Genomic DNA, 25,627 nt, shown 5'->3' on the forward strand with positions numbered 1-25,627 from the left:
AAGGATCATTATTTAACTGTTGTCAGTATCTCAGTTTTCTTATGATTTGTCAATACTATTTCCGTAAAATATTTAGCGCTTCTTCAAACACTTCTGGAATCGGTGCCTCAAACTCAATATATTCATCCGTACGAGGGTGATCGAAACCTAAAATCCCTGCATGAAGTGCTTGTCCATTCATGTCTAATGTTTTCTTCGGACCATACTTTGGATCCCCTGCAAGTGGATAACCAATATATTTCATATGAACACGAATTTGGTGTGTACGTCCCGTTTCTAAACGACATTCTACAAGTGTGAAATCCTTAAATCGCTCTAACACTTGGAAATGTGTAACTGCATTCTTACCATTTTCATCAACGGTCATACTTTGACGTTCTTTTTTATCACGACCAATTGGAGCATCAATTGTTCCTTTATCATGTGGAATTACACCATGTACAATCGCTTTATAACGTCTCGTTACCGTTTTGGCTACAAGTTGATTTACAAGTGATTCGTGCGCCATATCATTTTTAGCAACCATTAATAATCCAGATGTATCCTTATCAATACGGTGTACTATACCAGGACGCATTACACCGTTAATACCTGATAGGTCTGTACAATGATGCATAAGTCCGTTTACAAGCGTACCCTTCGTATGCCCTGGTGCTGGATGTACTACCATGCCACGCGGCTTATTTACAACTAGTACATCTGCATCTTCATAATAAACTTCTAAATTCATATCTTCCGGTTGAATATCTAACTCTTCTGGCTCGGGAATTGTTACTGTAATTTCATCATTTCCCTTTACTTTATAATTCCCTTTAACTGATTTCCCATTTACTGTCACAACAGCATCTTTAATCCATTGCTGCACTTGTGAACGTGACCATTCACTGTTTATTTCTGCAACGAATTTATCAATTCGCTCGCCTTTTTGTTCTTCTGCAACTGTTACTTGTACTACTTCACTCATTCAATTACTCCTTCGTTTTCTTTCCTTCTAATACTGTTTGAATAATAATTAATACAACTCCAATACATAATGCTGAGTCAGCTATATTGAATACTGGATAGTTGTACGAGAAAATATACACGTGAATGAAATCCACTACTTCTTGTCTAAATACACGATCAATAAAATTGCCAATTGCTCCGCCTAAAATTAGACCTAATGAAATACCTAGAAGCTTGTCCGTTTTCGCATATTTTTTCATATAAAATACGATAAATGCTACGAAAATGACTGTAATAATGTAGAAAAACCACATTTTATTTTCTAAAATACCCCAGGCAGCTCCTCTATTTCGATGTGATGTTATGTATAATACATTATCGATAATCGGAATGCTCGTACCCAATTCCATGTTCTTTACAATTAGCCATTTCGATATTTGATCGATGGCAATGACAAATAACGCTATTACATAATATATCATTTTCATTTCCCCCATAAAGACAGTGTACCTCAAAATTTTAGCATAGCTGCTGCCTTTTCACAATGAACCTTTATAGAAGAATAAAATAAATTAAAAAAAGGTAACATAATATCGTTGTGCGTATTCATACATTTACCTTTTCATAGAAAAATTCATGAATAGTACGAGCAGTCGGCATTGTTTTCATTTGTTTTGTAGAAATCGCTCTTCCAGTTTCTTCACAAATACCGTACATATCTATTTCCATTTTAAACAATGCACGTTCTACATCTTTTAAATCCTCTTTTATATCATGTAATAGCAATTTTTTCTTTGTCTCTTCCTTTATTCCGTATCCAAGTTCTTGCCCAAATTCCATATAGTATGTGTGCATTACTTCTTTCGCCAGTCTATCTTGCAACTCTTTTCTCATCAATTGCAATTCTTCTTTTATTTCCATATAAATTTCATTCACGTGTACATTCCTCCCAGCTGCAATGTACAATTAGTGTGTCCGAAATTTCTATGCTTACCTCACACACATTTTTCCTTCATAGGAAAGAGAGTGAAAGTTATTTCGATATATCATCAACAAAAAACTGACTACTCTTATGAGCAGTCAGTTTTTTCATTATTTTACGTAGTTTTCTTTAACAACTGTTGCACAGCGCTCACACAATGTTTCATGTTCCGCATCTTTGCCAATTGTTTCTGAAACAACCCAACAACGTTCACACGTATCACCAGTTGCTTGAGCTACAACAACCGCTGTATGCTCATACTTAGGTGCATCTGCCGGAGCTTCTTCTATCATACCACCAAGTTTATACTCAGAAACAATAAATAGTTGCTTTAAGTCTTCACTAATAGACTCTAACATAGCTTTCATTTCTGCAGTCGGATATAGTGTAATACTTGCATTTAATGACTTACCAATTACTTTTTCATTACGAGCGACTTCTAAAGCTTTTAATACGTCATCACGTAACGTCATAAATGCATCCCATTTTGTTTTTAACGCTTCAGCACCATCTACTTCTACAACTTCTGGCATATTAGTTAACTGTACACTTTCTTCTTCTGCACCAGGAACATAAGGCCATACTTCATCAGCTGTATGAGGTAAGATTGGTGTTACAAGTTTTGTTAATGCAACAAGAACATCATATAATACTGTTTGAATCGCGCGGCGATCTTGGTGATTTGCACCTTCAATGTATAAAATGTCTTTCGCAAAGTCTAAATAGAATGAGCTTAAATCAATTGTACAGAAGTTATGAATTGCGTGATATACTGCTGCAAAGTCATATGCTTCATACGCTTCTTTCACTTTTGTAATTAATTCATTTAATTTTACTAACATATAACGGTCAACTTCACGAAGCTCAGCTGCCGCCACTGTATTTTCACTTGGATTAAAGTCATCTAAGTTTCCTAATAAGAAACGGAATGTATTACGGATTTTACGATATACTTCTGCTACTTGTTTTAAAATATCATCTGAAATACGTACATCAGATTGATAGTCAACAGAAGATACCCATAAGCGTAAAATATCTCCGCCTAATTGATCCATAATTTTCTTCGGTACGACGATGTTTCCAATCGACTTACTCATTTTACGTCCGTCACCATCTAGTACGAAACCGTGGCTTAGAACACCTTTATACGGTGCTTTACCTGTTACAGCAACTGCTGTTGATAATGAAGAGTTAAACCAACCACGATATTGGTCAGATCCTTCTAAATATAAATCTGCTGGACGTTGTAAATCATCACGCTCTTCTAATACCGCTTGGTGAGAAGAACCTGAATCAAACCATACATCCATAATGTCTGTTTCTTTACGGAATTCACCATTTGGGCTACCTGGATGTGTAAATCCTTCTGGTAATAGATCTTTCGCTTCACGCTCGAACCATACGTTAGAACCGTGTTCACGGAATAAATCTGCTACATTGCTAATTGTTTCATCTGTAATAATTGGGTCTCCATTTTCCGCATAAAATACTGGAATCGGTACACCCCATGCACGTTGACGAGAAATACACCAATCACCACGGTCACGAACCATATTATGAAGACGAGTTTCACCCCATGCTGGAACCCATTTCGTTTCTTCAACAGCTTGTAATAATTCTTTACGGAATGCTTCAATAGATGCAAACCACTGTGCTGTTGCACGGAAAATAATTGGTTTTTTCGTTCTCCAATCATGTGGGTATGAATGCGTAATAAATGTTAATTTTAGTAACGCACCTACTTCTTCTAATTTTTCCGTAATTGGTTTATTAGCTTTATCATAGAATAGACCTTCAAATCCAGGTGCTTCATTTGTTAATACACCTTTATCATCAACTGGACAAAGAACTTCTAAACCATATTTCTTACCAACAAGGAAATCGTCTTCCCCGTGTCCTGGTGCTGTATGAACACAACCTGTACCAGCATCTGTTGTAACGTGCTCCCCTAGCATAACTAATGAGTCACGATCGTAGAATGGGTGTTTTGCAACTGTATACTCAAGTTCGCTACCTTTTACCGTTTTCACAACTTCAGCATTTTCCCATTCTAACGTTTTTTCAACTGTCTCAAATAGTTCAGAAGCAATAATATATTTCTCATCATTTACGTTCACAATAGCATATTCAAGTTCTGGATGAACAGAAATACCTAAGTTAGCAGGTAACGTCCAAGGTGTTGTTGTCCAAATAATGAACTTCTCATCACCTTCTAATACGTTCTTTCCGTCTTTTACAGGGAATGCTACGTAAATAGATGCTGATTTTTTATCTTGGTATTCAATTTCAGCTTCTGCTAAAGCTGATTCACTCGTTGGAGACCAGTAAACTGGTTTCTGTCCTTTATAGATATAACCTTTTTTCGCCATGTCACCAAACACTTTAATTTGTTGTGCTTCATAAGCTGGCTCTAAAGTAATATATGGATTATCCCAATCTGCACGTACACCTAAACGCTTAAATTGTTCACGTTGACGTTCTACTTGCTCATATGCATACTCTGCGCATAATTTACGGAACTCAGCAACTGTCATTTCTTTACGCTTTACACCTTTATTCGTTAAAGCTTGTTCAATTGGTAAACCGTGCGTATCCCAACCTGGCACATATGGTGCACAGTATCCTGTCATTGATTTAAAACGAACAATAAAGTCTTTTAACACTTTATTTAGTGCGTGTCCCATATGGATGTCACCATTTGCATATGGAGGTCCATCATGTAGTACAAATAAAGGACGACCTTTTGTATGTTCTTGTACCTTTTCATAAATATTCATTTCAGCCCATGTTTCTTGCATTGCAGGCTCACGTTTCGGTAAATTCCCACGCATCGGGAATTCTGTTTTTGGCATTAGTAATGTATTTTTGTACTCCATGCTCAATTCCTCCTTAAATATATAAACGACAGACCTTAAAAAAGGGAATAAAAAAGAGACCTCTCATCCCAAAAAGGGACGAGAAAGTCTCCCGCGGTACCACCCTAGTAGACCATATACAAATGCATAAGGTCCTCTTTATATTCTTAACGCGAATATACGCCTACGCTTACTAAATTTGTTCAGCGCGGAACTCCAGGGTGATATTCCCATTATCTCCTTATCCTGAGCTTACACTATCCTCAGTTCGCTATATAAGGTATGAAAAAGGTACTTATCCCTATCTTCGTTTTTCTTAATAAATATGCTGTTTAAAATTATATGTAATAATGAGAAAAACGTCAAGCTTACACTGTTTCTTCTTTTTTCAACAGTTCGTCCACTTCGTCTTCTAACTCAATTAATTTGTCCCAATCATCGTTGCTTAACATTTCAAGCTGTGTTTCTAACAACATACGGAAACGAGTGCGGAATACTTTCGCTTGTTTCTTTAACTCTTCAATATCAAATGCAACTTTTCTTGATTTCACTAATGCTTCATTAATGATACGATCTGCATTTTTTTCTGCTTCACGTACAATTAATTTTGCTTCTTTTTGTGCATTACGTTTCACTTCTTCAGCAGCTTCTTGTGCGACAATGATAGATTTGTTAAGCGTATCTTCAATATTAGAAAAATGATCTAACTTTCCTTCTAATTGTGCAACCTTTTCTTCTAAAGCTTTTTTCTCACGAATGACTAATTCATAATCTTTGATGATTTGATCAAGAAATTCATTTACTTGATCTTCATCGTAGCCACGGAATCCGCGACCAAATTCTTTGTTATGAATATCTAATGGTGTTAACGGCACAACGCCACCTCCAAGTAGTTATCTAAATTTCCTCTTTCAATTATATCTTTTCTTCGACAAAATAAGAGAATTTCCTTCTAAAAAACCAATCATTTTAGTATACCATACAAAACTCTCCATTTGTCGCGCTTCGTTTTACCTTCTACAGAAAATAATTTACTTCGTCCATACCCTCTAACCGAGAAAACATCACCCGGAAAACATTCATACGAAGTTTGCTCTACTGTTTTCCAATTGACTTTTACTAGGCCACCTTTTATAAGAGGCTGTACTTTCTGCCTAGATATATGCAGCATTTCAGCTAATAAAACATCTAGACGAAGTGACGAAACTGTTCCAGATTTTTCTCCCCACTTTTCACCTACACGCAAAACTTTCTCTACTTGTATAGGAGAGAGTGTGACTTTCATTTTCCCTATTGATTGTAAGTTCATTTCAATATAGGATACAACTTCTTTCGCAACTGCAATTTGGGCACGATCTTCTTGAAGCAAAATATCACCACATTTTTCCCTTGTTAAACCAAGTGACATGAATGCACCTAATATTTGCCTATGTTCTAGCGTGAAAAACTTGGAAGGATAGTCAATTTCTAATACTTCTACTTGAAATTCCTCTTCATTTAATTCTAGATAATCTGGATAAATTAGTGCTCTTTTTCGTTCGGCTTCAGGCATCGCACCATCAAACCGTACAGCTACATCTCCTTGCCCTATTACCATAGAAACAATTTGTTGCTGTCTTGGATCAAGAAAATCTGTTAACTTGACTTGATGGTACTCAGCAGCCTGTTTCCACTCTATTACTTTATCCACAAAGACCTCTTCATCAGGTCTAAAATGCTCGTAGATGCTCATGTATGTAGCCTTTCGCTAAACAAAATAAAAAAACAAACTTGTCAATCCTCTACTAGCGAGATTCAATGTGAAAATCGCAACAAGTGGAGAAATATCAATCATACCAAGCGGTGGAATAAATTTCCTAAAAGGCTCTAAATAAGGTTCGCAAATGCGTGCAAGAAAATCACCAAATTTTGATTCTCTTGCACCTGGGAACCAAGACAAAAGAATATAAATGATAAGCGCATAGGAATAAATTTGAATAGCAGACTGCAATACTTGTACAACTGTTGTCATGGCGTATTACCACCTCTTTATATTTGTCTCTTCTTCTTCACCGAATAACTCTGAAATCGCACCAACGATATCAACATTTTCAGGTGTACACATAAATGTTTTCGGGCCTATTTTTTGAATGTCCCCGCCTATAGCGTATACAGTACCACTTAAAAAGTCAACGATACGTACAGCTTGATCTGTAGACATTCTTTGCAAATTAATTACAACAGCTCGTCTACCTTTTAAGTGATCCGAAATGCCTTGCGCTTCCGAATATGTGCGTGGTTCTAGTAAAACAACTTTTGAAGATTGCTTCGCTGTTTCAATACTCACTACATTTTGCTTCGGTTGCACTTTCGCAAACGGAACATCTTGTTGTTCTGGGGGATCTTGTTGTTTTTTCATGTCTGTTTGCTCCTTTTCATAACTATATTGAGCTGCTTCTTTTTCTTCCGGTGTGTCAAAAAAGAAGTATTTTACTTTTGACCAACTCATAATAACTTTCTCCTTCCTCTTACGCTTTTCCTACTAAAACCGTTCCCAAACGAATATATGTAGCGCCTTCCTCAATTGCAATCGTGTAATCATTTGACATTCCCATTGATAATTCTTTACATGGTGCATGTAATAATTCTAGCTCCTGCACCTCTGTTTGTAGCATGCGTAATTCCTTAAAGCAGCGACGAATCTCTTCCTCTTCTCCTGTAAACGGAGCCATTGTCATTAATCCTACCACTTCAATCTTATCCAATTCTTGCAAACTTTGAATAAAAGAAATTGTTTCTTCTATCGCCAATCCTTGCTTTGATTCTTCAGATGATGTTTTCACTTGAATAAAGCATTTAACTTTCTTATCAGCACGTTTTTGAATTTCTTGTGCAAGTGAGAGACGATCTAATGAATGTAAATAATCAATCTCATTAATGATTTCTTTTACTTTTCTCGTTTGTAATGAGCCAATAAAATGCCAATTCACTTTTGAACCGAAATGCTCGTATTTTTGTAAGAAACCTTCATTTCTATTTTCACCTAAGTCAATAATTCCTGCTTCAATTACTTCGCTTGTTTTTTCAATTCCTACAGTTTTTGTAACTGCAACGAGCTTAATATCTTTCGTCGAACGTCCAGCTCGTGCACAAGATTCTTTAATTGCTTCGTTTACATCTGCTAAATTCCCTTGCACTGTCACTTGCTTCACTCCTCCTTAAAACCTATGAAACTCAACATTCTCCCCGTCTTACCTTGATCACGACGATGAGAGAAAAATAATTGTTCTTCACAGCTTGTACAAAGAGATGACATTACAATATGTTCTTCTTTTATACCTGCTTGTACACATAATATACGATTAACTTCTTTTAAATTAATTGCATACTGACCATCAGAAATTACTTTATAGGGAACTGATCCGTTTACTACTTGCTGCGCTGCTGTTAATACACGATCATCAACAACATAACAACATGATCCGATTGCAGGACCAATTGCGACATGAATTTCATCACTTGAAACACCTTCTGCATTCCACTTTTGAATCATTTCTTTCGCAATCTCTGTTACAGTCCCTTTCCACCCAGCATGCGCAAGTCCTATCATATCATGTGATGGTGCATAAAAATAGAGCGGAACACAATCAGCGTAACAAGATGTTAAGAGAACATCTTTGTTAGTCGTATAAATGCCATCCGTTTTTGGAATACCGTCTTCATATGAATAAACGCCTTTCCCTTTTTCTTGCAGTCCTACTTTCTCAACATGATGGTCATGAACTTGTTCAGAGCAAATCCATTTTTCTAATGGTTTTTGTAACTTATTCGCTAAAATGCGTCTGTTTTCATGAACATTCTCCACGATATCATTCACATGTAATCCTAAATTCATCGCATGAAAGGAGCCTGTACTTACTCCACCATCTTTTGTCGTAAATCCAACAGTAATGTTTCCAAGTTCTTTCCACGCTTGTAAATACAGTATACCGTCCACATATTTAAATGGTTCTCTCATAAAGCGGCTCCTTTTAATTAAAATAACAGAAAAAAGCATGGTACTTCCTGTCTATTTTACCATACTTTTATTTTTTCATAATGACAACTGAAAAAAAAGGGGAATTTGTAATATTCTTTATAAAATTGTCGGTGTTTGTATTGATTCTGTTACAGAATTAATATTATCTACTCTGACAAGTATGACATCTTCCCCAATTTTCATAATTTGCTCCCAAGGAATCACAAATTCTACTTCCTTTCCAAAGAGTCCTAGCATACGTGTCTGCTTGGAAATAATAACTGTCCTAATCTTACCTGTGTCTATATCAAAATCAATATCTCCAATATTTCCAAGCCTTTTTCCATCTAAAATATTTACAACATCCTTCATTTGAAACTCCGAAATTCGTATCATATTCATCCTCTCCCTTATATCATGAATCATAAGTACGCTCTCAAATAAAGTGAAACCTTAATCAGTGGGATTTTTCCCATCCCTACTGATTATTAGCCCATGCTAATCGGACTTTTTCGGGTAGCTCCGCTTCCATCTAACTTCTTACTTCAGCCGAATTTTGAAGCGGGTAAACAGTATATAACCGCTACTAATAGAACATCCATTTCATTTTCATTATATGAACCTACCCACTCTACTATGAGAGCAAAATATTATATATAAAAAAGGCCTCACCATAACTGGTGAGGACCTTATCCTTGAATCGTCTTATTCATTTGCTTAATAGCAGACTTCTCCAAACGTGATACTTGTGCTTGAGAAATCCCAATTTCTTCGGCAACTTCCATCTGTGTCTTTCCTTGGAAGAACCGTTTTCGAATAATCATTTTCTCACGATCATTCAAACGCTTCATCCCTTCTTTCAACGCTAGTTCTTCAACCCACTGCTCGTCCTTTTGTTTTTCATCACTTAACTGATCCATAACAAAGATAGGATCTCCTCCATCATTATAAATCGGTTCAAATAATGAAACTGGATCTTGAATAGCATCTAACGCAAAGACAATTTCTTCATGTGTCACTTCAAGAACTTTAGCAATATCCATTGCTGTTGGTTCTTTGGAATTTTCAGCAATCAATTTTTCTCTTACTTGCAACGCTTTATACGCAATATCTCGTAATGAGCGAGATACGCGAATTGGATTGTTATCACGCAAATATCTGCGTATTTCCCCAATAATCATCGGCACAGCATACGTTGAAAATTTTACATTTTGGCCTAAATCAAAGTTATCAATGGATTTCATAAGTCCAATGCAACCAACTTGAAATAAATCATCAACATATTCTCCTCTGTTATTAAATCTTTGGATGACGCTCAGTACAAGACGTAAGTTTCCATTCACTAATTTCTCTCTGGCGCTTATCTCTCCACTTTGCATTTCACGAAATAATTTACGCATCTCTTCATTTTTTAGTACTGGAAGTTTAGCTGTATCAACACCGCAAATTTCTACTTTGTTTCTCGTCAAAGTGTTCCCTCCTATCGGGAGTTGCTGTACAGTGTAAAGTATTTCCTTTGAAGGGGATTTTATGCATACGGTTTTCCCATCGTTTTTCACAAACATCATATTTCCTAATGCACAAAAAGAAAATAAGACCAGTCTAGATACCGACTGGTCTTATTCTTCACACCATTTTATTAAATTCTTTTCGTAATCTTTTTATAATTCTTTTTTCCAAACGAGAAATATACGACTGTGAAATTCCAAGCATATCAGCCACATCTTTTTGTGTCTTCTCTTCGCCACCAGCGAGTCCAAACCGAAGCTCCATAATTTGTTTTTCACGATCATTTAATTGATGCAATGCTTTCATTAAAAGATGACGATCTACAGTAGCTTCTAAATCTTTTGTAATAATGTCATCATCTGTACCTAACACATCTGATAATAACAGTTCATTTCCGTCCCAATCAATGTTAAGCGGTTCATCAAAAGAAACTTCCGAACGATTTTTATTATTTCGACGCAAATGCATTAAAATTTCATTTTCTATACAACGAGATGCATATGTTGCTAATTTAATTTTCTTTTCTGGATTAAATGTATTCACTGCCTTAATAAGACCAATTGTTCCTATACTAATCAAATCCTCAATATTTATCCCTGTATTTTCAAATTTTCTTGCTATATATACAACAAGCCGTAGATTACGTTCAATAAGCATCGATCTGGCAGCTTGATCTCCATTTGGTAATTTATTCAAAAGAACTGCCTCTTCGTCTTTCGTTAACGGCGGTGGCAACGCTTCACTTCCGCCAATATAATAAATTTCATCGGTCTTAATTCCTAATTTCAGCAATACTTTATACCAAAGGTATACCAAATAAAATTTAAATTTCACCATATTATCCCGCCTCTCATAATTAAGCAATTACCATCTTTTGCGAAATCAACATTTTCGGATGTACAATACATTGATACTCTCCATTGGTAGATAATTGTTGTGTATTTAATCCAATCAGTACTTTGTTTACAACAACCAAACCTTCATGATAAACTTGCACACAATCTGGCTTAATTGCCCATAAAAATTGATTCTCTACTCCTACTGCTCGGAAAGGAATTAAACGTAGTTTCGTCGCCCACCCAGAATCATTTTCTGGTATTTGAGGAATTTCTGTTTTGGAATAAATTTGTTCTGTTAACCAAGCTGGCAAACAATGTTCTAATGATGAAATATGCATAATCATAACGGGTGTTTTTGTTAACGGGTCATAAAGTTGGTTCCCACTATCAATTAGACCTGCTAGTTCTAGTTCCTCTCCAGCTAATTGAATTTTCACTTTCACGATTTGATCATAGTGTATCTTTGTGACCTCTACGCTTTCTATACGCTTTTTAGAAAAATAATAAATTACTGGAAAACCAAAAATAACAAACAACCAACTAATTGGATCACCGTAAGAAACTGATTTAGATTGAACTAACCCATTTACCATTGCGTTCGTTTGTAAAAAGTAATGCGTTCCAATTAATCCTCCACCAACCATAAAGGTTACAAAATAGAAAGTAAAAACAGTTTGTGCATAATTTCTAAATGTTGAAAATCCAAATGCTGTATACACAATAAGTAACGAGTACAATAGTTTCATAATTGGATGTGTCATCATAGAAGCAAAAGGCGTAAAGGCGAAAATAACAATAGTTGAACCTATAAATGCCCCTAACACAAGCCTCCATCTTTTGATTCTCTTTTTTAACACGGTGGCTGTTAATAAAAGTAAAAGAAAATCAATGCAGGCGTTTAACAACCAAACAATGTCGGCGTAAACAACCAAACAATTCACCTCTTTTTTTAAGTTGAGACTAGTATAATGCATATCCAATAGGAAAGTGTGTCAATTGGTGGAGGGTTTTTTTTGTTATTTTGTGATTTCTAGACATAATCTGTCGGTAAAAAATAAAAGTGTATTTTTCATAGAATAATATAAATCTCTTACTTGTATACATAATAATTGAATTATATATATACAAAGCTAATCTTGCTATTTGCGGGCAGTAACACCCCTGCCTCAAAATTCAGCTACAAAAAAGTACAGAAATTAAGCGGGAGTCAGGCTAACAATCATTTTGGATGAACAATCCCTACTAATTAAAGTTTCACTTTACTTATCACAGCTTATAGCTCCAAAATAGGACTGGACTCTCCATATGCAAAATAATAAAAAAAGATCTGCTTAGCAGATCTTTTCCATTTAGACAACAAAAAAAAGGAGCATGAAAGCTCCTTTTCTTTTATCGTCTACGACGGTTACGTAAGAATGCTGGAATATCGATGTCATCTGAATCTGTATGACGATCATGCATAACCGGCTCTTCACGTTTCATTTCACGCTTAACTTCACGTTGTTTTGAAGGTTGAGCTACTGGTTGTTGTTGTTGCTGTTGTGAATGATTCGCAGTCGGACGGATAATTGGTTTTGGTGGTTGCGTCGAAGCACTATCATCAAAACCAGTTGCAATTACAGTGACAACGATATCATCTTTTAATCCTTCATTAATAACAGAACCGAAGATCATATTTACTTCTGGATCCGAAGCTGAAGCTACAATGTCTGCTGCTTCTTGTACTTCATATAAACTTAAGTTTGCGCCGCCCGTAATGTTCATAATAACACCTTGAGCTCCATCAATAGATGTTTCTAGTAATGGACTAGAAATCGCTTTTTTCGCAGCTTCAGCAGCACGATTTTCACCATTACCAGAACCGATACCCATTAAAGCAGAACCTCTATTAGACATAATTGTTTTTACGTCTGCAAAGTCTAAGTTAATTAGACCTGGTGTAGCAATTAAATCAGAAATACCTTGAACACCTTGACGTAATACGTTATCAGCTTCACGGAACGCTTCTAACATTGGCGTATTTTTATCAACAATCTCTAATAAGCGATCATTTGGAATTACAATAAGTGTATCTACATTTTCTTTAAATGAAGCAATACCAGATGCAGCTTGAGTTGCACGTTTACGTCCTTCAAATGTAAATGGGCGTGTTACAACACCAACTGTTAACGCACCTAGTTCTTTTGCAACTTGAGCAACAACTGGAGCTGCACCAGTTCCAGTTCCGCCGCCCATACCAGCAGTTACGAAGACCATATCCGCACCACGAAGTGCTTCCTGAATCTGTTCTTTACTTTCTTCTGCAGCTTTTTTCCCTACTTCAGGGTTTGCGCCTGCACCAAGTCCACGCGTTAATTTTCCACCAATTTGCATTTTCGTTTCAGCTTTTGATAGATTTAATGCTTGTGCATCAGTATTCACAGCGATAAAGTCTACACCTTGTACACCATGTTCAATCATACGGTTTACAGCATTGTTTCCGCCACCGCCGACACCGATAACTTTTATATTTGCTAATTGATCTTGAGTAGTATCAAACTCTAACATGTCGAAATCCCCCTAGAACCTCATTTTTCGTGTCCAATTTTAATCCCATAAATAACGGAATACACGTTTTACTTTTGACATCATGCGGTCATCATTTTGATTAGTATTATTTTGATTACGATTTTTCTGTTTCGCAGGTTGCTGTTGTACCGGCATTGGTGCTGGTACTGGTTCAAAATGTTCTTGCTTTTCCTGCACATTTTTCCCACGTAATTTAGCTTTTTGATAAGAATGTTTAATTAATCCAACTCCACTTGTATATTGGGGCTCACGAACACCAATATAATCAGGGGTTGCTATACGAACATTTTCATGTAAAATATCGTATGCAAGATCAAGAATACCTGGCATAGAAGCTATCCCACCAGTTAGTACATATCCAGAAGCTACTTGCTTTACTCCTAACTTACGCACTTCATCTTGAACAAACATTAAAATTTCCTCTACACGAGCCTCTATTATATCCGATAATTCCAACTGAGAATATTGTTCTGTTTGATCGCTTCCCATAATAGGAACCGTAAACATCTCTTCTTCAGATGCTGTATCATAAAAAGCATGTCCATATTTCAGCTTAATTTGATCTGCATTTTCTGTTGAAGTTTTCAGCCCAATTGCTATATCCTTCGTTATATGATCTCCACCTAATGGCAATACGCTCGTTGCTTGCAACTCTCCATCTTTAAAAATAGATAAGGTTGTAGATCCTCCACCCATATCAACAAGGGCTACCCCTCTATGTCTTTCATCCGAAGATAACGCAACTGTCGCTGCTGCTAAAGGTTGCAGACAAATATCAACAATTTCAAGACCTGCTTTTTCTACACAACGAAGTAGGTTATGTAGTAAAGTTCTCGAGCCTGTAATAAGTGTACCTTCCATTTCTAATCTTACACCGATCATCCCGCGTGGATCGTTAATCTCGTCAAGACCGTCTACAATGAACTGTCGAGGTACCACATCAATAAATTCACGTTCAGGAGCAATTGACACAACTTGCGCTGCATCTAGAACGCGTAAGACATCTTCATTCCCGATTTCACGATCTTCATTTGAAACAGCAACTACTCCGTGACACGGGAGCAACTGTACCTGGTTTGCATTGACACCTACTACAACTTGCTCAATGTGGATACCCACCATGCGCTCAGCCTGTTCAATTGCTTTTTTAATTGATCGAACAGTTTCATCTATATCAACTATCGATCCCTTCTTCAAACCATTTGATTTTACGTTTCCAACACCAATAATGTTTAAGCTATCATTAACCATTTCACCAATGATGACTTTAACATTGGATGTACCGATGTCAAGACTAACATATATTTCATTGCTGTTCATTCTTTGGCACCTCCTTCTTTATTTATACCATACAACTCAATATATGGAACAACAATCGCAACTTTACTATTTATAAGAAAAATATTCAACGTCTTTATACGTTTCCCTTTTTTAACCCTATATTTTTCTTATTTTTATTTAACATTCATTTAAGAATATCGCAGTAACCTGTGAATAACTGCTCTATCTTGAAATAATTATATTTCAAGTGTAAAGATTACCGCCAAGTATAAGTCTACACTAAGATGTACTTGTAGAAAAGTGAAACTTGTACCAATCCTAGTATGAATCTAAGAAAATTTACATTTTTTTCATCAAATTAAGCATTCTTGCAAATTAGCATCCATATAAAAGAACATTCGTTTCATTCCATACGTAATAACGCAATAAAAACTATCATTCTATTCTTTCTTTTCTTCAGCACCTAGTTCCTTCGTATATGCACCCACTTCTAAGTCAATTAAAACCTTCTTACCAGGTTCAATTGTTTTTAAAATAAGTGGATAAGCTTCCATTCGCTTTGCGAAATTTTGAATAGTGGTGCTCACTTCATATCCTTCATTCATATATAAAGTAAGATGATCTTCATTTGCGTTCGTTGGTGTATAACGAATTTCAGAAATAGACCTTAAAATAGTTGGCGTTAATTTTTCTAGTTCTGCAATTAATTCCTTCATTTTTTCCTCTTTAAACGGTTCAAAAATTGGTGCTGCAACTGGAAGCTTTCCGTTCGGAAGTACATCGAGTGTTTTCCCATTTTCTAATAACGGTTGTAATTTCCCATCTTTGTTTATATAGCCAATTGTTAAATATTCTTCGATATGAACATCAATTTTGTTTGGGAAACGTTTTTTTACATTTACCGCTTTAATTTCTTTTCGTTTCGTTAAGTTTTCTTCTGCTTTATGTGCTGTTACTCGGAAATAACTCGTATCATATGTCACACCTGATTCCTTCATAACTTGTTCATCTGTCATATAATGATTTCCAAACACACTTATCTTTTTTATATTACTAAGCGGAGACCGAAAATAAATTAAAAAGAGTACTAATAAAAATAAAATCGATATGTATAAAATTAACCGATGATTAACAGGTTTCTTATTTTTTTTCTTTTGATTCTTTAATTTTGGTACACGATCTTGTAGTTTAATCACTTTACTATTTTTCATGTACGATCCCCCTATGTAACATAAAGAACGGCATGTTCCTCATGCCGTTCTTATCTTCTTATTATAACATAAATGATAATGAGCGGAACGAACAACCGTTATCTTCCAATTATTTCTACTTCTGTATGCATATCAACACCAAATTTATCCTTAATTGTACGCTTTATCAATGCGATTAAGTCTAATACATCTTGCGCTGAAGCCACACCAGTATTAACAATAAAATTTCCATGCATTTCAGAAATTTGAGCTCCACCTATTTTATAGCCACGCAGCCCTGATTTTTCTATTAAATCTCCTGCAAAATATGGGACTGGATTTCGAAATATACTTCCTGCACAAGGGTGATTCCAAGGCTGCGTTTCACGGCGATACTCTTTATTCTTTTGCATGCTTCTTACAATTTCCTCGCGTTCGCCTACCTCCAATTGGAATTCAGCTTCTAAAACAATACCAGGGCGTTTCACTTGCAATACAGATGTGCGATAAGAAAATCCCATTTCGGTATTCGTCAACCAATTAATTGTTCCATTTTCAAACAAAATACGAGCTTTCGTCAATACACTCGATATGTCAGACTTATGAGCGCCTGCATTCATATACACTGCACCGCCAACACTTCCTGGAATACCACTTGCAAATTCCAAGCCATCTAATCCCTGTCGACTAAGTAAAGTTGACAATTTAATAAGGGGGTATCCAGCACCAACTCTTACTCTATGTTTTTCGACTTCTAAGTGATCTAATCCTTCTCCTAAACGAATAACCACACCTTCTATACCTTGATCAGATACGAGAAGATTTGAACCACGACCAATTGCAGTCCACCCTGTCTTGTACTTCTTTACTAACTCTAGCGTCTTCTCAATACCAGCAACATGCTTTGGCACAATTAAAATATCAGCTGGTCCGCCTATTTTCATAGTCGTGTAACGCGCTAACGGTTCATTAACTAACACGCGACCAACATTTGCTTCTAAAAGCTCTTTTACTAATTGTTCCATAGACAATCTCCCCCATATTAAGTCTCCTTATTACAGTAATATGCAGGGCGTTCACCTAATGTTATTTTTTAATAAGCTTGTTCATTACTTCATATAGCTTATTTGCTGCATCTGGAATACCAAGTTGCTTAGTAGCCAGTTTCATATTTTGTAATGTTTGTGTATCCAATAAAATCTCATCAATGTCACGAATAAGCGTTTCAGATGTTAAATCTTTTTCAAGTAGCATTTTAGCTGCTCCTTTATCAACAACTGATCGTGCATTTTTTTCTTGATGGTTATTTGTTACGTACGGACTTGGAATTAATACACTTGGCTTTCCTAACGCTGTTAATTCTGCAAGCGTTGTAGCCCCTGCTCTTGAAACAACAAGATCTACACCAGTCAGTACCTCTGGCATATTATGAATAAAAGGTTTAATAATAACATTATTCGGATTCCCTTTTTGTTTCACGGCTTCCATAACTTTATCATAATGTACTTCGCCTGTTACATATAATACTTCGTAACTTTTATTCCCAAATTGTTCAATCGCTTCTACAAAAGCATCGTTAATCGGTCTAGCCCCGCGACTCCCACCAAAAATAAGCACGGATTTTTTAGAAAGGGATAGTCCTACCGAACGTTTTCCTTTCATTCCATTTTGGTCCATTACTTCTGATGCACGTGGATTACCTGTCATAACCACTTTTGACTGTGGGAAATGTTCTGCAGCTGCTTCAAAGCAAACTGCAACTTTATCGACATAACGACTTAAAAATTTATTCGTTACACCAGGTACACTATTTTGTTCATGTACAATAGTCGGAATACCTAATTTAGCCGCAGCATATACAACTGGCCCACATACGTATCCACCCGTACCAATCACAATATCAGGGTTAAAACGACGAATATATCGTTTACTATCTTGAACACCTTTTAGGAAACGCATCACTGTTTTTACATTATCAAGAGATATTTTTCGTTTAAATCCACTTATAACAATAGATTGGAACGGAATACCCGCTTTCGGTACGATGGTACTCTCTAATCCATTCTCTGTACCAATGTATAAAAATCTTGCTTCCGGATTTAGTTTTTTTATTTCTCTAATTAAAGCAAGAGCTGGATAAATATGTCCTCCAGTACCCCCACCACTTACTAATACTCGCACTACTGATTCCTCCACTTCCCTGTTCTTATTCAATCGTATTTATTTCTATATACATATTGTATTTTCACACACACACGAAAAACCCTGTCTTTTAAACAGGGTTTAATAGCGAGAATGGCGACTTATATTCAATAATACACCTACTGCCATTAACATTAAGGTCAAACTTGATCCACCATAACTTAAAAACGGCAAAGTAATACCCGTAACAGGCATCAGTCCTGTTACAACACCAACATTAATCATTACTTGAATCGCAATCATCGCCACAATACCTACTGCTAAAAACGTACCATATAAATCTGGCGCTCCTAATGCTATACGAATCCCGCGCCATAATAATAGACTAAATAATAATAACACAAATGAACCACCAATAAAACCTAATTCCTCGGATAAGATTGCAAATATAAAGTCTGTTTGTGGTTCAGGTAAATAAAGAAATTTTTGTCTACTTTGTCCAAGTCCAAGCCCAAATAAACCACCAGGTCCAATTGCGAGTAACGATTGGATAATTTGAAATCCACTTCCGAGCGGATCCGACCACGGATCTAAATATGATGTGATGCGTTTCATTCGATATGGTGCTGATGCAATTAACCCTACAAATCCCGCTGCACCAAGCAAACCAAACATTGCAAAGTGAAAAATCCTTGCTCCCGAAATGAATATCATAATAATACATGTCCCAACCATTACCGTTCCCGTACCAAGATCTGGTTGTAACATAATCATCCCAAAAGCAAGAAATACAAAACTAAGAGCCGGTAGCAAACCTCGTTTAAACGATGTAATTAATTTTTGTCGTTCCGCTAAAAATTTTGCTAAGAAAATAATCATCGCGAATTTCATAAACTCTGACGGTTGGATAGAAAATGCTCCGATTCCAATCCAACTTCGCGCTCCCCCACGAACGAGACCTACTCCAGGAATAAGAACGAGAATAAGAAGAACGAAACAAACTAGTAAAATTACTTTTGAATACGTACGCCACACCCAATAATCAATTTTCATGAGAGAAAACATAGCTACTACCCCAAGACTTGCAAATAACAATTGTCTTTTTGCAAAAAAGAATGAATCCCCCATTTTATAAGAGGCCCAAACCGCACTCGCACTATAAACCATAATCATTCCGATTGTTAACAACGCAAGTGTAACGATGATGAGAATAAAATCAGGCGTTTTCTTCATTACCCATGAACACCACCTCTTTGGGCAGAACCTTTGCCCTATGTAACAAAACATCAGTAGGTGTTAGCCTACTGATGTTTTGATTTACTTTATATAAGTTTATGCACAGCTTGTATAAAAATGTCTCCTCTTTCTTCAAATGTTTTAAATTGATCCCAGCTTGCACATGCTGGTGAAAGAAGAATAATATCACCAGCCGTAGAATGAGCATAAGCCTTCACTACTGCATCATCTAAAGTATCGACACTTTCAATTACATCTAATCCTGCTTTTTCTGCCGCTCTTACTAATTTTGGTGCAGTTTGTCCAAATGTTACAATCGCTTTGACATGTTTAAAGTATGGAATTAAATCATCAAATTCATTACCACGATCAAGTCCACCAGCCAATAATACAATCGGTTGTGTAAATGCAGATAATGCTTTTTCTGTCGCTAGCATATTCGTCGCTTTTGAATCATTATAAAATTTACGATTATTAATCGTTGTTACATATTCTAAGCGATGTTTTACACCTGTAAAACTTTTTAACACAGCAGTAATTGCTTCATTAGAAACACCTAGTAATTTAGCAATACTCATTGCTGCTAAAATATTTTCTAAATTGTGCTTACCAGGTAAAACAATATCGCTTACTTTAAGTACTTTTTCGCCTTTAAAATAAAGAGCGTTATCTTTTATACACGCACCATCTTCAATTTCTTTCGTCGTCGAAAATAATACTTTCTGTCCTTTACTATATGCAGATAATGCCATTACATCTGCATCATCTGCGTTAATTACACTATAATCTGTTTCAGTTTGGTTTTTGAAAATATTCGCTTTCGCCAAACCATACTCTTTCTTCGTCCCGTGATAATCTAAATGCGCTTCAAATAAATTTAAAAAGGCTGCAATTTTTGGTTGGAACGATTCCACTCCCATCAATTGAAACGATGAAAGTTCCGTAACGACAACTTCATTTTCTTTCGCCAATTGTGCAACTTCACAAGCTACAGTACCTATATTCCCCGCAATAACTGGGTGCTTTTGTCCTTCTTTTAACATTTCAAACGTTAACATTGTCGTTGTTGTTTTGCCGTTAGATCCCGTAATCCCAACAAACGGTGCTGCTGAAATGCGATATGCTAATTCAACCTCAGTTACAATTGGAATTTGCTTTTCCTTCGCCGCCACTAAGAGTGGATTAGAATATGGAATTCCTGGGTTTTTTACGACAAGTGAAATGTTTCTCTCCAGCAATTCTAACGGATGCCCACCACATACAACATCCATTCCTTCCACTTGTAACTCAGCAGCAAGCACATTACCCACTAATGGTTTCCCATCATTTACAATGACGTTTGCCCCTAATTTTTTTAATAAAGTAGCTGCTGCATAACCACTTTTAGCAATACCTAATACAAGAACATTTTTATTTTGATATTCAGTTACAGTTTTCAATTACATCCACACCCCGATATAAATTCCTAGCACAGCTAATAAAAATCCTACAGACCAAAACGTTACAACAACGCGCCACTCTGACCAACCACATAATTCATAATGATGATGTAATGGACTCATTTTAAAGACACGCTTTCCTGTTGTTTTGAACGAAATAACTTGGATAATAACAGATAAAGTTTCCGCTACGAATACACCGCCAATAATAACGAGTAACAATTCTTGTTTTAACAAAATCGCTACAGCTGCGATAGCACCACCTAAAGCTAGAGAACCTGTATCCCCCATAAATACTTTTGCTGGATTCGCATTGAATACTAAAAAGCCAAGTACAGCTCCTACAACTGCCATACAGAAAATCGCTACCCCAAATTGTTCTTGAGCTACAGCAATAATACTAAATGCTCCGAATGCAATAGCAGCTGTTCCTGATAATAAACCATCTAAACCATCTGTTAAATTAACCGCATTTGATCCACCAATAAGCATAAATAATACAAGAACAAAATATGCCCAGCCTAATTCAAATTTAACATCAGTTCCCGGAATCATGATATAAGTGTGAAATGCTTGCCCTTTTCCAATTAAAAAGAACGCAATAGCAATTACAAGCTGACCAATCAATTTTTGTTTTGATGTTAAACCAAGATTTCTTTTCTTTACTACTTTTATGTAGTCATCTAAAAATCCGATTAATCCGTACCCAAATGTAACTAATAATAACAATGATACTTCTGCACCTAAATTGTTAAATTTAATCGCCATAATAAGCGTAGTCACCATCATAGATACATATATGACAATACCACCCATCGTTGGTGTCCCTGATTTCTTTTGGTGTGACTTCGGTCCTTCGTCACGAATACTCTGTCCGAACTTTAACTTTCTTAAAAATGGAATAAATAATGGCGAAAGGGCAACAGAAATTAAGAATGCTACCCCAGCCGTTACTAATAAGCCTTGTTCAAGCACATGTAGTCCTCCTCTCATGCTGTTACACTTCGTTGTTTAAACGCTCCGTGATTGCTTCTTTAGCAACTTCACGATCGTCAAAATGATGAACTTCTTTACCAATAATTTGATACGTTTCATGCCCTTTACCAGCAATAATAATAATATCTTCTGCTTTCACTTTCGAGATAGCGGAACGTATCGCTTCTTTTCGATCGACAATTACTTCATAATCATTCCCTTTTACATCATTTACCATATCATCTAAAATAGCCTTCGGATCTTCACTTCTTGGATTATCTGATGTATAAATTGCATGAGTTGCATATTTGGTTGCAACACTTGCCATTATTGGTCTTTTCGTTCTATCTCTATCACCACCGCAACCAACGATACAATATACATCACCTTTTGCAAACTGTTTTGCTGTTTTTAGTACGTTCTCTAAGCTATCAGGTGTATGTGCATAGTCAACAATAACTGTGTAATTTTGTCCACCATCAACAACTTCAAAACGTCCAGGAACGCCAGCAAGCTCTTTAATTACATCAATAATTGTTTGTAAGCTCACTCCTGAAACAAGACCTGCTGCTGTAGCAGCTAACACGTTGTATACATTAAACTTACCAATTAATTTCATCGTAACATTTACAGTTTCATACGGTGTTACAAGTGTAAATGTTGTACCGCCACTCGTCATTACGATATCTCGTGCCATAATGTCGCTTGCAACATCTATACCGTATGTTACAACAGTAGCTGCTGTACTTCTCATATACTCTTCTGCTACTGGATCATCACTGTTTAATATAGCGTATTTTTCACGATTATGATGATAACTATTGCCAAGCTGTGCAAAAAGCAACCCTTTCGCATGTTTATATTCTTCCATCGTTTTATGATAGTCTAAATGATCTTGTGTTAAATTCGTAAATACTGCAACATCGTAATCGCACCCGTGTACACGGCCAAGATCTAAAGCATGAGACGAAACTTCCATTACTGTACTATCCACACCTTGTTCAACCATTTTTGAAAATGTCTGTTGAAGTGTTAGTGCATCTGGTGTTGTATTTTTCACCTCAAATGTTTCATCACCGATTTTCATATTAATCGTTCCAATTAGCCCTGTTTTATGACCATGTGCGCGCATAATTTCATCCATAATATGCGATGTTGTTGTCTTTCCATTTGTACCTGTAATACCGATTAAATGTAACTTGTGTGTTGGTTGGCCATAAAAATAATCAGCTAAAACCGCTAGCGAACGAAAAGTATTTTTCACAAGTACAACTGGAACGTCAACATCAATTGGTCTTTCCGCAACAATAGCAGCCGCTCCTTGTGCGGCTGCTTGCTTAGCAAAGTCATGGCTATCAACCGTATATCCTTTCATACATATAAATAAGCTTCCCTCTTTCACTTTACGTGAATCCGCTTCAATAGATGTTATTTCTGGATTTTCTGTTGGAACAACTGGAAAATCATGCAAACATGATACAAGTGTATGCAACTTCATTTCACTAAACCCTCTCTACATTGTTTATTTATCTCTTATTTTAGCAAGTAACACGTTACCTCCTAGTTATATAAAAATAGGAGGTAAGTGCTACTATAGTCTAATCAATAGATTTATTTATTAATGAGACACTTATCGTCTCAAATAAAGCAATTTTTCTATAAAGAACTCACTTCCACCAATTGTACCATAAAACACAATCAGTTACCTTTAATTCCCGAAGTAAATTCTAACTTTTGAACCCTCTTTTACTTTAGCTCCTGCTTCTGGTGATTGTTTAATTACTTTCCCACCATCACCACTTATATCAAGCTTCAAGTCTACAAGTTGCGTTTGTAAATCTTTCTTTTTCATACCAATTAAATTCGGAACTTCCACAGTTGGTGTATCGCCCCATTTATATTCTTTCTCAACTTGCTCTTTTCTCGGTTCCACTCCCATTACAGGAAGTGCGTCACGAAGAATATTCCCAACAATAGGTGCTGCTACAACTCCACCAAATTGAGTGACTCCTTTTGGATTATCCACTGCTACATAAACAACAATTTGCGGATCGTCAGCTGGAGCAAAACCGATAAATGATACAATATAGTTATTATCTAAATATTTTCCATCTTTCACCTTTTGAGCAGTTCCAGTTTTTCCACCTACACGATATCCATCAATATAAGCCCCTTTACCAGAACCTTTCGCTACAACATTCTCTAATGCGTAACGAACTTTCTCTGAAGTTTCCTTGGAAATAACTTCCCTTTTCGCAACAGGTGTCTTTTTGCTGACAACTTGATTATTCTTCGGATCAATAAATTCCTTCGCTATATATGGCTGATACAAAGTTCCACCATTTACAGCGGCCGCTACAGCTGCTACTTGTTGAATCGGTGTAACAGAAACACCTTGCCCAAATGAAGTCGTCGCTTGCTCGACTGGACCAACTTTATCTAAATTAAATAAAATCCCGCTACCTTCACCTTGTAAGTCAATTCCGGTCTTCTGTCCAAACCCGAAATTGCGAATGTATTTAAACAATCGATCTTTACCAAGACGATCACCGAGTTCAATAAATCCTGGGTTACAAGAGTTTTGAACTACCTCTAAAAACGTTTGGCTACCATGGCCTCCAGCTTTCCAACACCGCAATCTAGCTCCACCAACTTCAGCTGCCCCATCATCATAAAATGTATCTTTCTCTAAGTCTACCAAATTTTCATTCAAGGCTGCAGCTAATGTAATAATCTTAAATGTTGACCCCGGCTCATACGTACTCCATACAGGTAAGTTTCTGTTATATACTTCCGGAGAAACACTTTGGAAATCTGCTGGATCAAAACTTGGTCGACTTGACATACCTAAAATTTCACCATTTTTCGGATTCATTGCAATTGCTATTATACCGTCAGGATTATACGTTGATTCCGCAATATTCATTTCTCTTTCCATAATCCTCGTAATGCGTGAATCAATTGTTAATCCTAAATTCAAGCCGGCTTCTGGTTTTTTGAAATCATCTCCAACGTTAGGCATTCTCTGTCCTTTCGCGTCTGCAAAAAATCGCACATGACCTTTATCACCATTTAGCTCTTTATCATAATATTTCTCTAGTCCCATAAGCCCTTGATTATCACTGCCCGCAAATCCTAATACGTGTGATAAAAAATTACCGAATGGATAGTACCGGATAGAATCCTCTGCGATGTACACACCCTTTAAACTTAATCCGCGTACTTCTTTCGCTTTGTCATGCGATATTTTCCTTCCGCCCTTATCCAGCCTTACAATCGATTCTTTTTTTGTAATCCGCTTATAAACATCATCTTTTTCCACACCTAATACTGCAGCTAACTTCTCTGCAGTCTCTGCTGGTTTTTCAATTTGCCTTGGCACAACAAAGACGGTAGGTGCACTTTTATTCGTAGCAAGCTCCACACCATTTCGATCTAAAATTTTCCCTCGCTCTGGTTCAAAAGTAATATTACGACTCCATGAATCCTTCGCACGATCCGTTAACATATTTCCAAGAAAAAATTGCACATATCCAAGACGAATATCGATGATGGTGAAAATGAGTATACCCGATATAAGTATAAAAATAAGTCGTTTCCTAACCGTTACATTTGATACACGCATATTGGAACAAGCCTCCCTTACGCCTAGCTTGTTCCAATATATGC

General features: G+C 36.4%; 24 protein-coding genes and 1 other annotated feature. All 24 genes read right to left on the minus strand.

Annotated elements, in window-relative coordinates; translation table 11 throughout:
* Positions 1-55: 55 nt before the first annotated feature.
* On the minus strand, positions 56-964 hold the full coding sequence (locus NSQ47_RS12975) for an RluA family pseudouridine synthase (protein WP_078172917.1): 909 nt from the start codon (positions 962-964) through the stop codon (positions 56-58).
* A 4-nt stretch (positions 965-968) separates the two neighbouring features.
* A complete protein-coding gene (gene lspA / locus NSQ47_RS12980) occupies positions 969-1,427 on the minus strand; it encodes a lipoprotein signal peptidase LspA (protein ID WP_002088246.1) in 459 nt (152 codons plus the stop codon).
* A gap of 124 nt (positions 1,428-1,551) precedes the next feature.
* Positions 1,552-1,881: a hypothetical protein gene (locus tag NSQ47_RS12985; protein ID WP_002160708.1), complete on the minus strand. Its 330-nt coding sequence runs from the start codon at positions 1,879-1,881 to the stop codon at positions 1,552-1,554.
* A gap of 156 nt (positions 1,882-2,037) precedes the next feature.
* Positions 2,038-4,803 carry an isoleucine--tRNA ligase gene (gene ileS2 / locus NSQ47_RS12990; RefSeq protein ID WP_002160707.1) on the minus strand — a complete coding sequence of 922 codons (2,766 nt, stop codon included), beginning with the start codon at positions 4,801-4,803 and terminating at the stop codon, positions 2,038-2,040.
* A gap of 71 nt (positions 4,804-4,874) precedes the next feature.
* Positions 4,875-5,099: a binding site (T-box leader), on the minus strand.
* 51 nt (positions 5,100-5,150) lie between these two features.
* Positions 5,151-5,657, minus strand: a complete 507-nt coding sequence (divIVA, locus tag NSQ47_RS12995) for a septum site-determining protein DivIVA (RefSeq protein WP_002088249.1) — start codon at positions 5,655-5,657, stop codon at positions 5,151-5,153.
* A gap of 89 nt (positions 5,658-5,746) precedes the next feature.
* Positions 5,747-6,514, minus strand: a complete 768-nt coding sequence (locus NSQ47_RS13000; RefSeq protein WP_002111424.1) for a YlmH family RNA-binding protein — start codon at positions 6,512-6,514, stop codon at positions 5,747-5,749.
* A 15-nt stretch (positions 6,515-6,529) separates the two neighbouring features.
* Positions 6,530-6,793, minus strand: a complete 264-nt coding sequence (locus NSQ47_RS13005) for a YggT family protein (protein WP_002111425.1) — start codon at positions 6,791-6,793, stop codon at positions 6,530-6,532.
* A gap of 6 nt (positions 6,794-6,799) precedes the next feature.
* Positions 6,800-7,270 carry a cell division protein SepF gene (locus NSQ47_RS13010; RefSeq protein ID WP_002014721.1) on the minus strand — a complete coding sequence of 157 codons (471 nt, stop codon included), beginning with the start codon at positions 7,268-7,270 and terminating at the stop codon, positions 6,800-6,802.
* Positions 7,271-7,289: 19 nt separating this feature from the next.
* Complete coding sequence (locus NSQ47_RS13015) at positions 7,290-7,964, minus strand: YggS family pyridoxal phosphate-dependent enzyme (RefSeq protein ID WP_016106024.1); 675 nt, start codon at positions 7,962-7,964, stop codon at positions 7,290-7,292.
* Between the two features lie 5 nt (positions 7,965-7,969).
* Positions 7,970-8,779 carry a peptidoglycan editing factor PgeF gene (pgeF, locus tag NSQ47_RS13020; RefSeq protein WP_002111428.1) on the minus strand — a complete coding sequence of 270 codons (810 nt, stop codon included), beginning with the start codon at positions 8,777-8,779 and terminating at the stop codon, positions 7,970-7,972.
* 117 nt (positions 8,780-8,896) lie between these two features.
* The gene (locus NSQ47_RS13025; protein ID WP_341037104.1) at positions 8,897-9,175 is read right to left on the minus strand and encodes a YlmC/YmxH family sporulation protein; all 279 of its coding nucleotides are present in this window, start codon (positions 9,173-9,175) and stop codon (positions 8,897-8,899) included.
* Positions 9,176-9,468: 293 nt separating this feature from the next.
* Positions 9,469-10,248, minus strand: coding sequence for an RNA polymerase sporulation sigma factor SigG (gene sigG, locus NSQ47_RS13030; protein WP_000197755.1), 780 nt, complete (start codon positions 10,246-10,248; stop codon positions 9,469-9,471).
* Positions 10,249-10,405: 157 nt separating this feature from the next.
* Entirely contained in the window at positions 10,406-11,125 is a 720-nt protein-coding gene (sigE, locus tag NSQ47_RS13035) for an RNA polymerase sporulation sigma factor SigE (protein ID WP_002111431.1), read from the minus strand.
* A gap of 19 nt (positions 11,126-11,144) precedes the next feature.
* Positions 11,145-12,059 (minus strand): sigma-E processing peptidase SpoIIGA, encoded by a 915-nt coding sequence (gene spoIIGA / locus NSQ47_RS13040; protein ID WP_341037105.1) that lies wholly within the window; start codon positions 12,057-12,059, stop codon positions 11,145-11,147.
* 457 nt (positions 12,060-12,516) lie between these two features.
* Positions 12,517-13,674: a cell division protein FtsZ gene (ftsZ, locus tag NSQ47_RS13045; RefSeq protein WP_002160704.1), complete on the minus strand. Its 1,158-nt coding sequence runs from the start codon at positions 13,672-13,674 to the stop codon at positions 12,517-12,519.
* Positions 13,675-13,713: 39 nt separating this feature from the next.
* On the minus strand, positions 13,714-15,015 hold the full coding sequence (gene ftsA, locus NSQ47_RS13050) for a cell division protein FtsA (RefSeq protein ID WP_078172914.1): 1,302 nt from the start codon (positions 15,013-15,015) through the stop codon (positions 13,714-13,716).
* Between the two features lie 401 nt (positions 15,016-15,416).
* On the minus strand, positions 15,417-16,187 hold the full coding sequence (divIB, locus tag NSQ47_RS13055; protein ID WP_002111435.1) for a cell division protein DivIB: 771 nt from the start codon (positions 16,185-16,187) through the stop codon (positions 15,417-15,419).
* A 98-nt stretch (positions 16,188-16,285) separates the two neighbouring features.
* On the minus strand, positions 16,286-17,191 hold the full coding sequence (gene murB, locus NSQ47_RS13060; protein WP_341037107.1) for a UDP-N-acetylmuramate dehydrogenase: 906 nt from the start codon (positions 17,189-17,191) through the stop codon (positions 16,286-16,288).
* A gap of 61 nt (positions 17,192-17,252) precedes the next feature.
* On the minus strand, positions 17,253-18,347 hold the full coding sequence (gene murG / locus NSQ47_RS13065; RefSeq protein WP_002088269.1) for an undecaprenyldiphospho-muramoylpentapeptide beta-N-acetylglucosaminyltransferase: 1,095 nt from the start codon (positions 18,345-18,347) through the stop codon (positions 17,253-17,255).
* A gap of 102 nt (positions 18,348-18,449) precedes the next feature.
* The gene (gene spoVE / locus NSQ47_RS13070) at positions 18,450-19,541 is read right to left on the minus strand and encodes a stage V sporulation protein E (protein WP_016106029.1); all 1,092 of its coding nucleotides are present in this window, start codon (positions 19,539-19,541) and stop codon (positions 18,450-18,452) included.
* Positions 19,542-19,630: 89 nt separating this feature from the next.
* Positions 19,631-20,983: a UDP-N-acetylmuramoyl-L-alanine--D-glutamate ligase gene (gene murD / locus NSQ47_RS13075; protein ID WP_341037109.1), complete on the minus strand. Its 1,353-nt coding sequence runs from the start codon at positions 20,981-20,983 to the stop codon at positions 19,631-19,633.
* Positions 20,984-21,958 (minus strand): phospho-N-acetylmuramoyl-pentapeptide-transferase, encoded by a 975-nt coding sequence (gene mraY, locus NSQ47_RS13080; protein ID WP_002014738.1) that lies wholly within the window; start codon positions 21,956-21,958, stop codon positions 20,984-20,986.
* 22 nt (positions 21,959-21,980) lie between these two features.
* Complete coding sequence (locus NSQ47_RS13085; protein ID WP_215579484.1) at positions 21,981-23,456, minus strand: UDP-N-acetylmuramoyl-L-alanyl-D-glutamate--2,6-diaminopimelate ligase; 1,476 nt, start codon at positions 23,454-23,456, stop codon at positions 21,981-21,983.
* 210 nt (positions 23,457-23,666) lie between these two features.
* Positions 23,667-25,583 carry a stage V sporulation protein D gene (locus NSQ47_RS13090; protein WP_341037111.1) on the minus strand — a complete coding sequence of 639 codons (1,917 nt, stop codon included), beginning with the start codon at positions 25,581-25,583 and terminating at the stop codon, positions 23,667-23,669.
* Between the last annotated feature and the right edge of the window lie 44 nt (positions 25,584-25,627).

It is taken from the genome of Bacillus sp. FSL R10-2780 (assembly GCF_038006125.1).
GTDB lineage: Bacteria > Bacillota > Bacilli > Bacillales > Bacillaceae_G > Bacillus_A > Bacillus_A cereus_U.

Coding starts and splice junctions, on each gene's coding strand:
- NSQ47_RS12975 (WP_078172917.1), bottom strand. CDS start 964: ATGAGTGAAGTAGTACAAGTAACAGTTGCAGAAGAACAAAAAGGCGAG.
- lspA (WP_002088246.1), bottom strand. CDS start 1,427: ATGATATATTATGTAATAGCGTTATTTGTCATTGCCATCGATCAAATA.
- ileS2 (WP_002160707.1), bottom strand. CDS start 4,803: ATGGAGTACAAAAATACATTACTAATGCCAAAAACAGAATTCCCGATG.
- NSQ47_RS13000 (WP_002111424.1), bottom strand. CDS start 6,514: ATGAGCATCTACGAGCATTTTAGACCTGATGAAGAGGTCTTTGTGGAT.
- NSQ47_RS13005 (WP_002111425.1), bottom strand. CDS start 6,793: ATGACAACAGTTGTACAAGTATTGCAGTCTGCTATTCAAATTTATTCC.
- NSQ47_RS13010 (WP_002014721.1), bottom strand. CDS start 7,270: ATGAGTTGGTCAAAAGTAAAATACTTCTTTTTTGACACACCGGAAGAA.
- pgeF (WP_002111428.1), bottom strand. CDS start 8,779: ATGAGAGAACCATTTAAATATGTGGACGGTATACTGTATTTACAAGCG.
- NSQ47_RS13025 (WP_341037104.1), bottom strand. CDS start 9,175: ATGATACGAATTTCGGAGTTTCAAATGAAGGATGTTGTAAATATTTTA.
- sigE (WP_002111431.1), bottom strand. CDS start 11,125: ATGGTGAAATTTAAATTTTATTTGGTATACCTTTGGTATAAAGTATTG.
- ftsZ (WP_002160704.1), bottom strand. CDS start 13,674: ATGTTAGAGTTTGATACTACTCAAGATCAATTAGCAAATATAAAAGTT.
- ftsA (WP_078172914.1), bottom strand. CDS start 15,015: ATGAACAGCAATGAAATATATGTTAGTCTTGACATCGGTACATCCAAT.
- divIB (WP_002111435.1), bottom strand. CDS start 16,187: ATGAAAAATAGTAAAGTGATTAAACTACAAGATCGTGTACCAAAATTA.
- murB (WP_341037107.1), bottom strand. CDS start 17,191: ATGGAACAATTAGTAAAAGAGCTTTTAGAAGCAAATGTTGGTCGCGTG.
- spoVE (WP_016106029.1), bottom strand. CDS start 19,541: ATGAAGAAAACGCCTGATTTTATTCTCATCATCGTTACACTTGCGTTG.
- NSQ47_RS13085 (WP_215579484.1), bottom strand. CDS start 23,456: ATGAAGTTGCATACACTTGTATCATGTTTGCATGATTTTCCAGTTGTT.
- NSQ47_RS13090 (WP_341037111.1), bottom strand. CDS start 25,583: ATGCGTGTATCAAATGTAACGGTTAGGAAACGACTTATTTTTATACTT.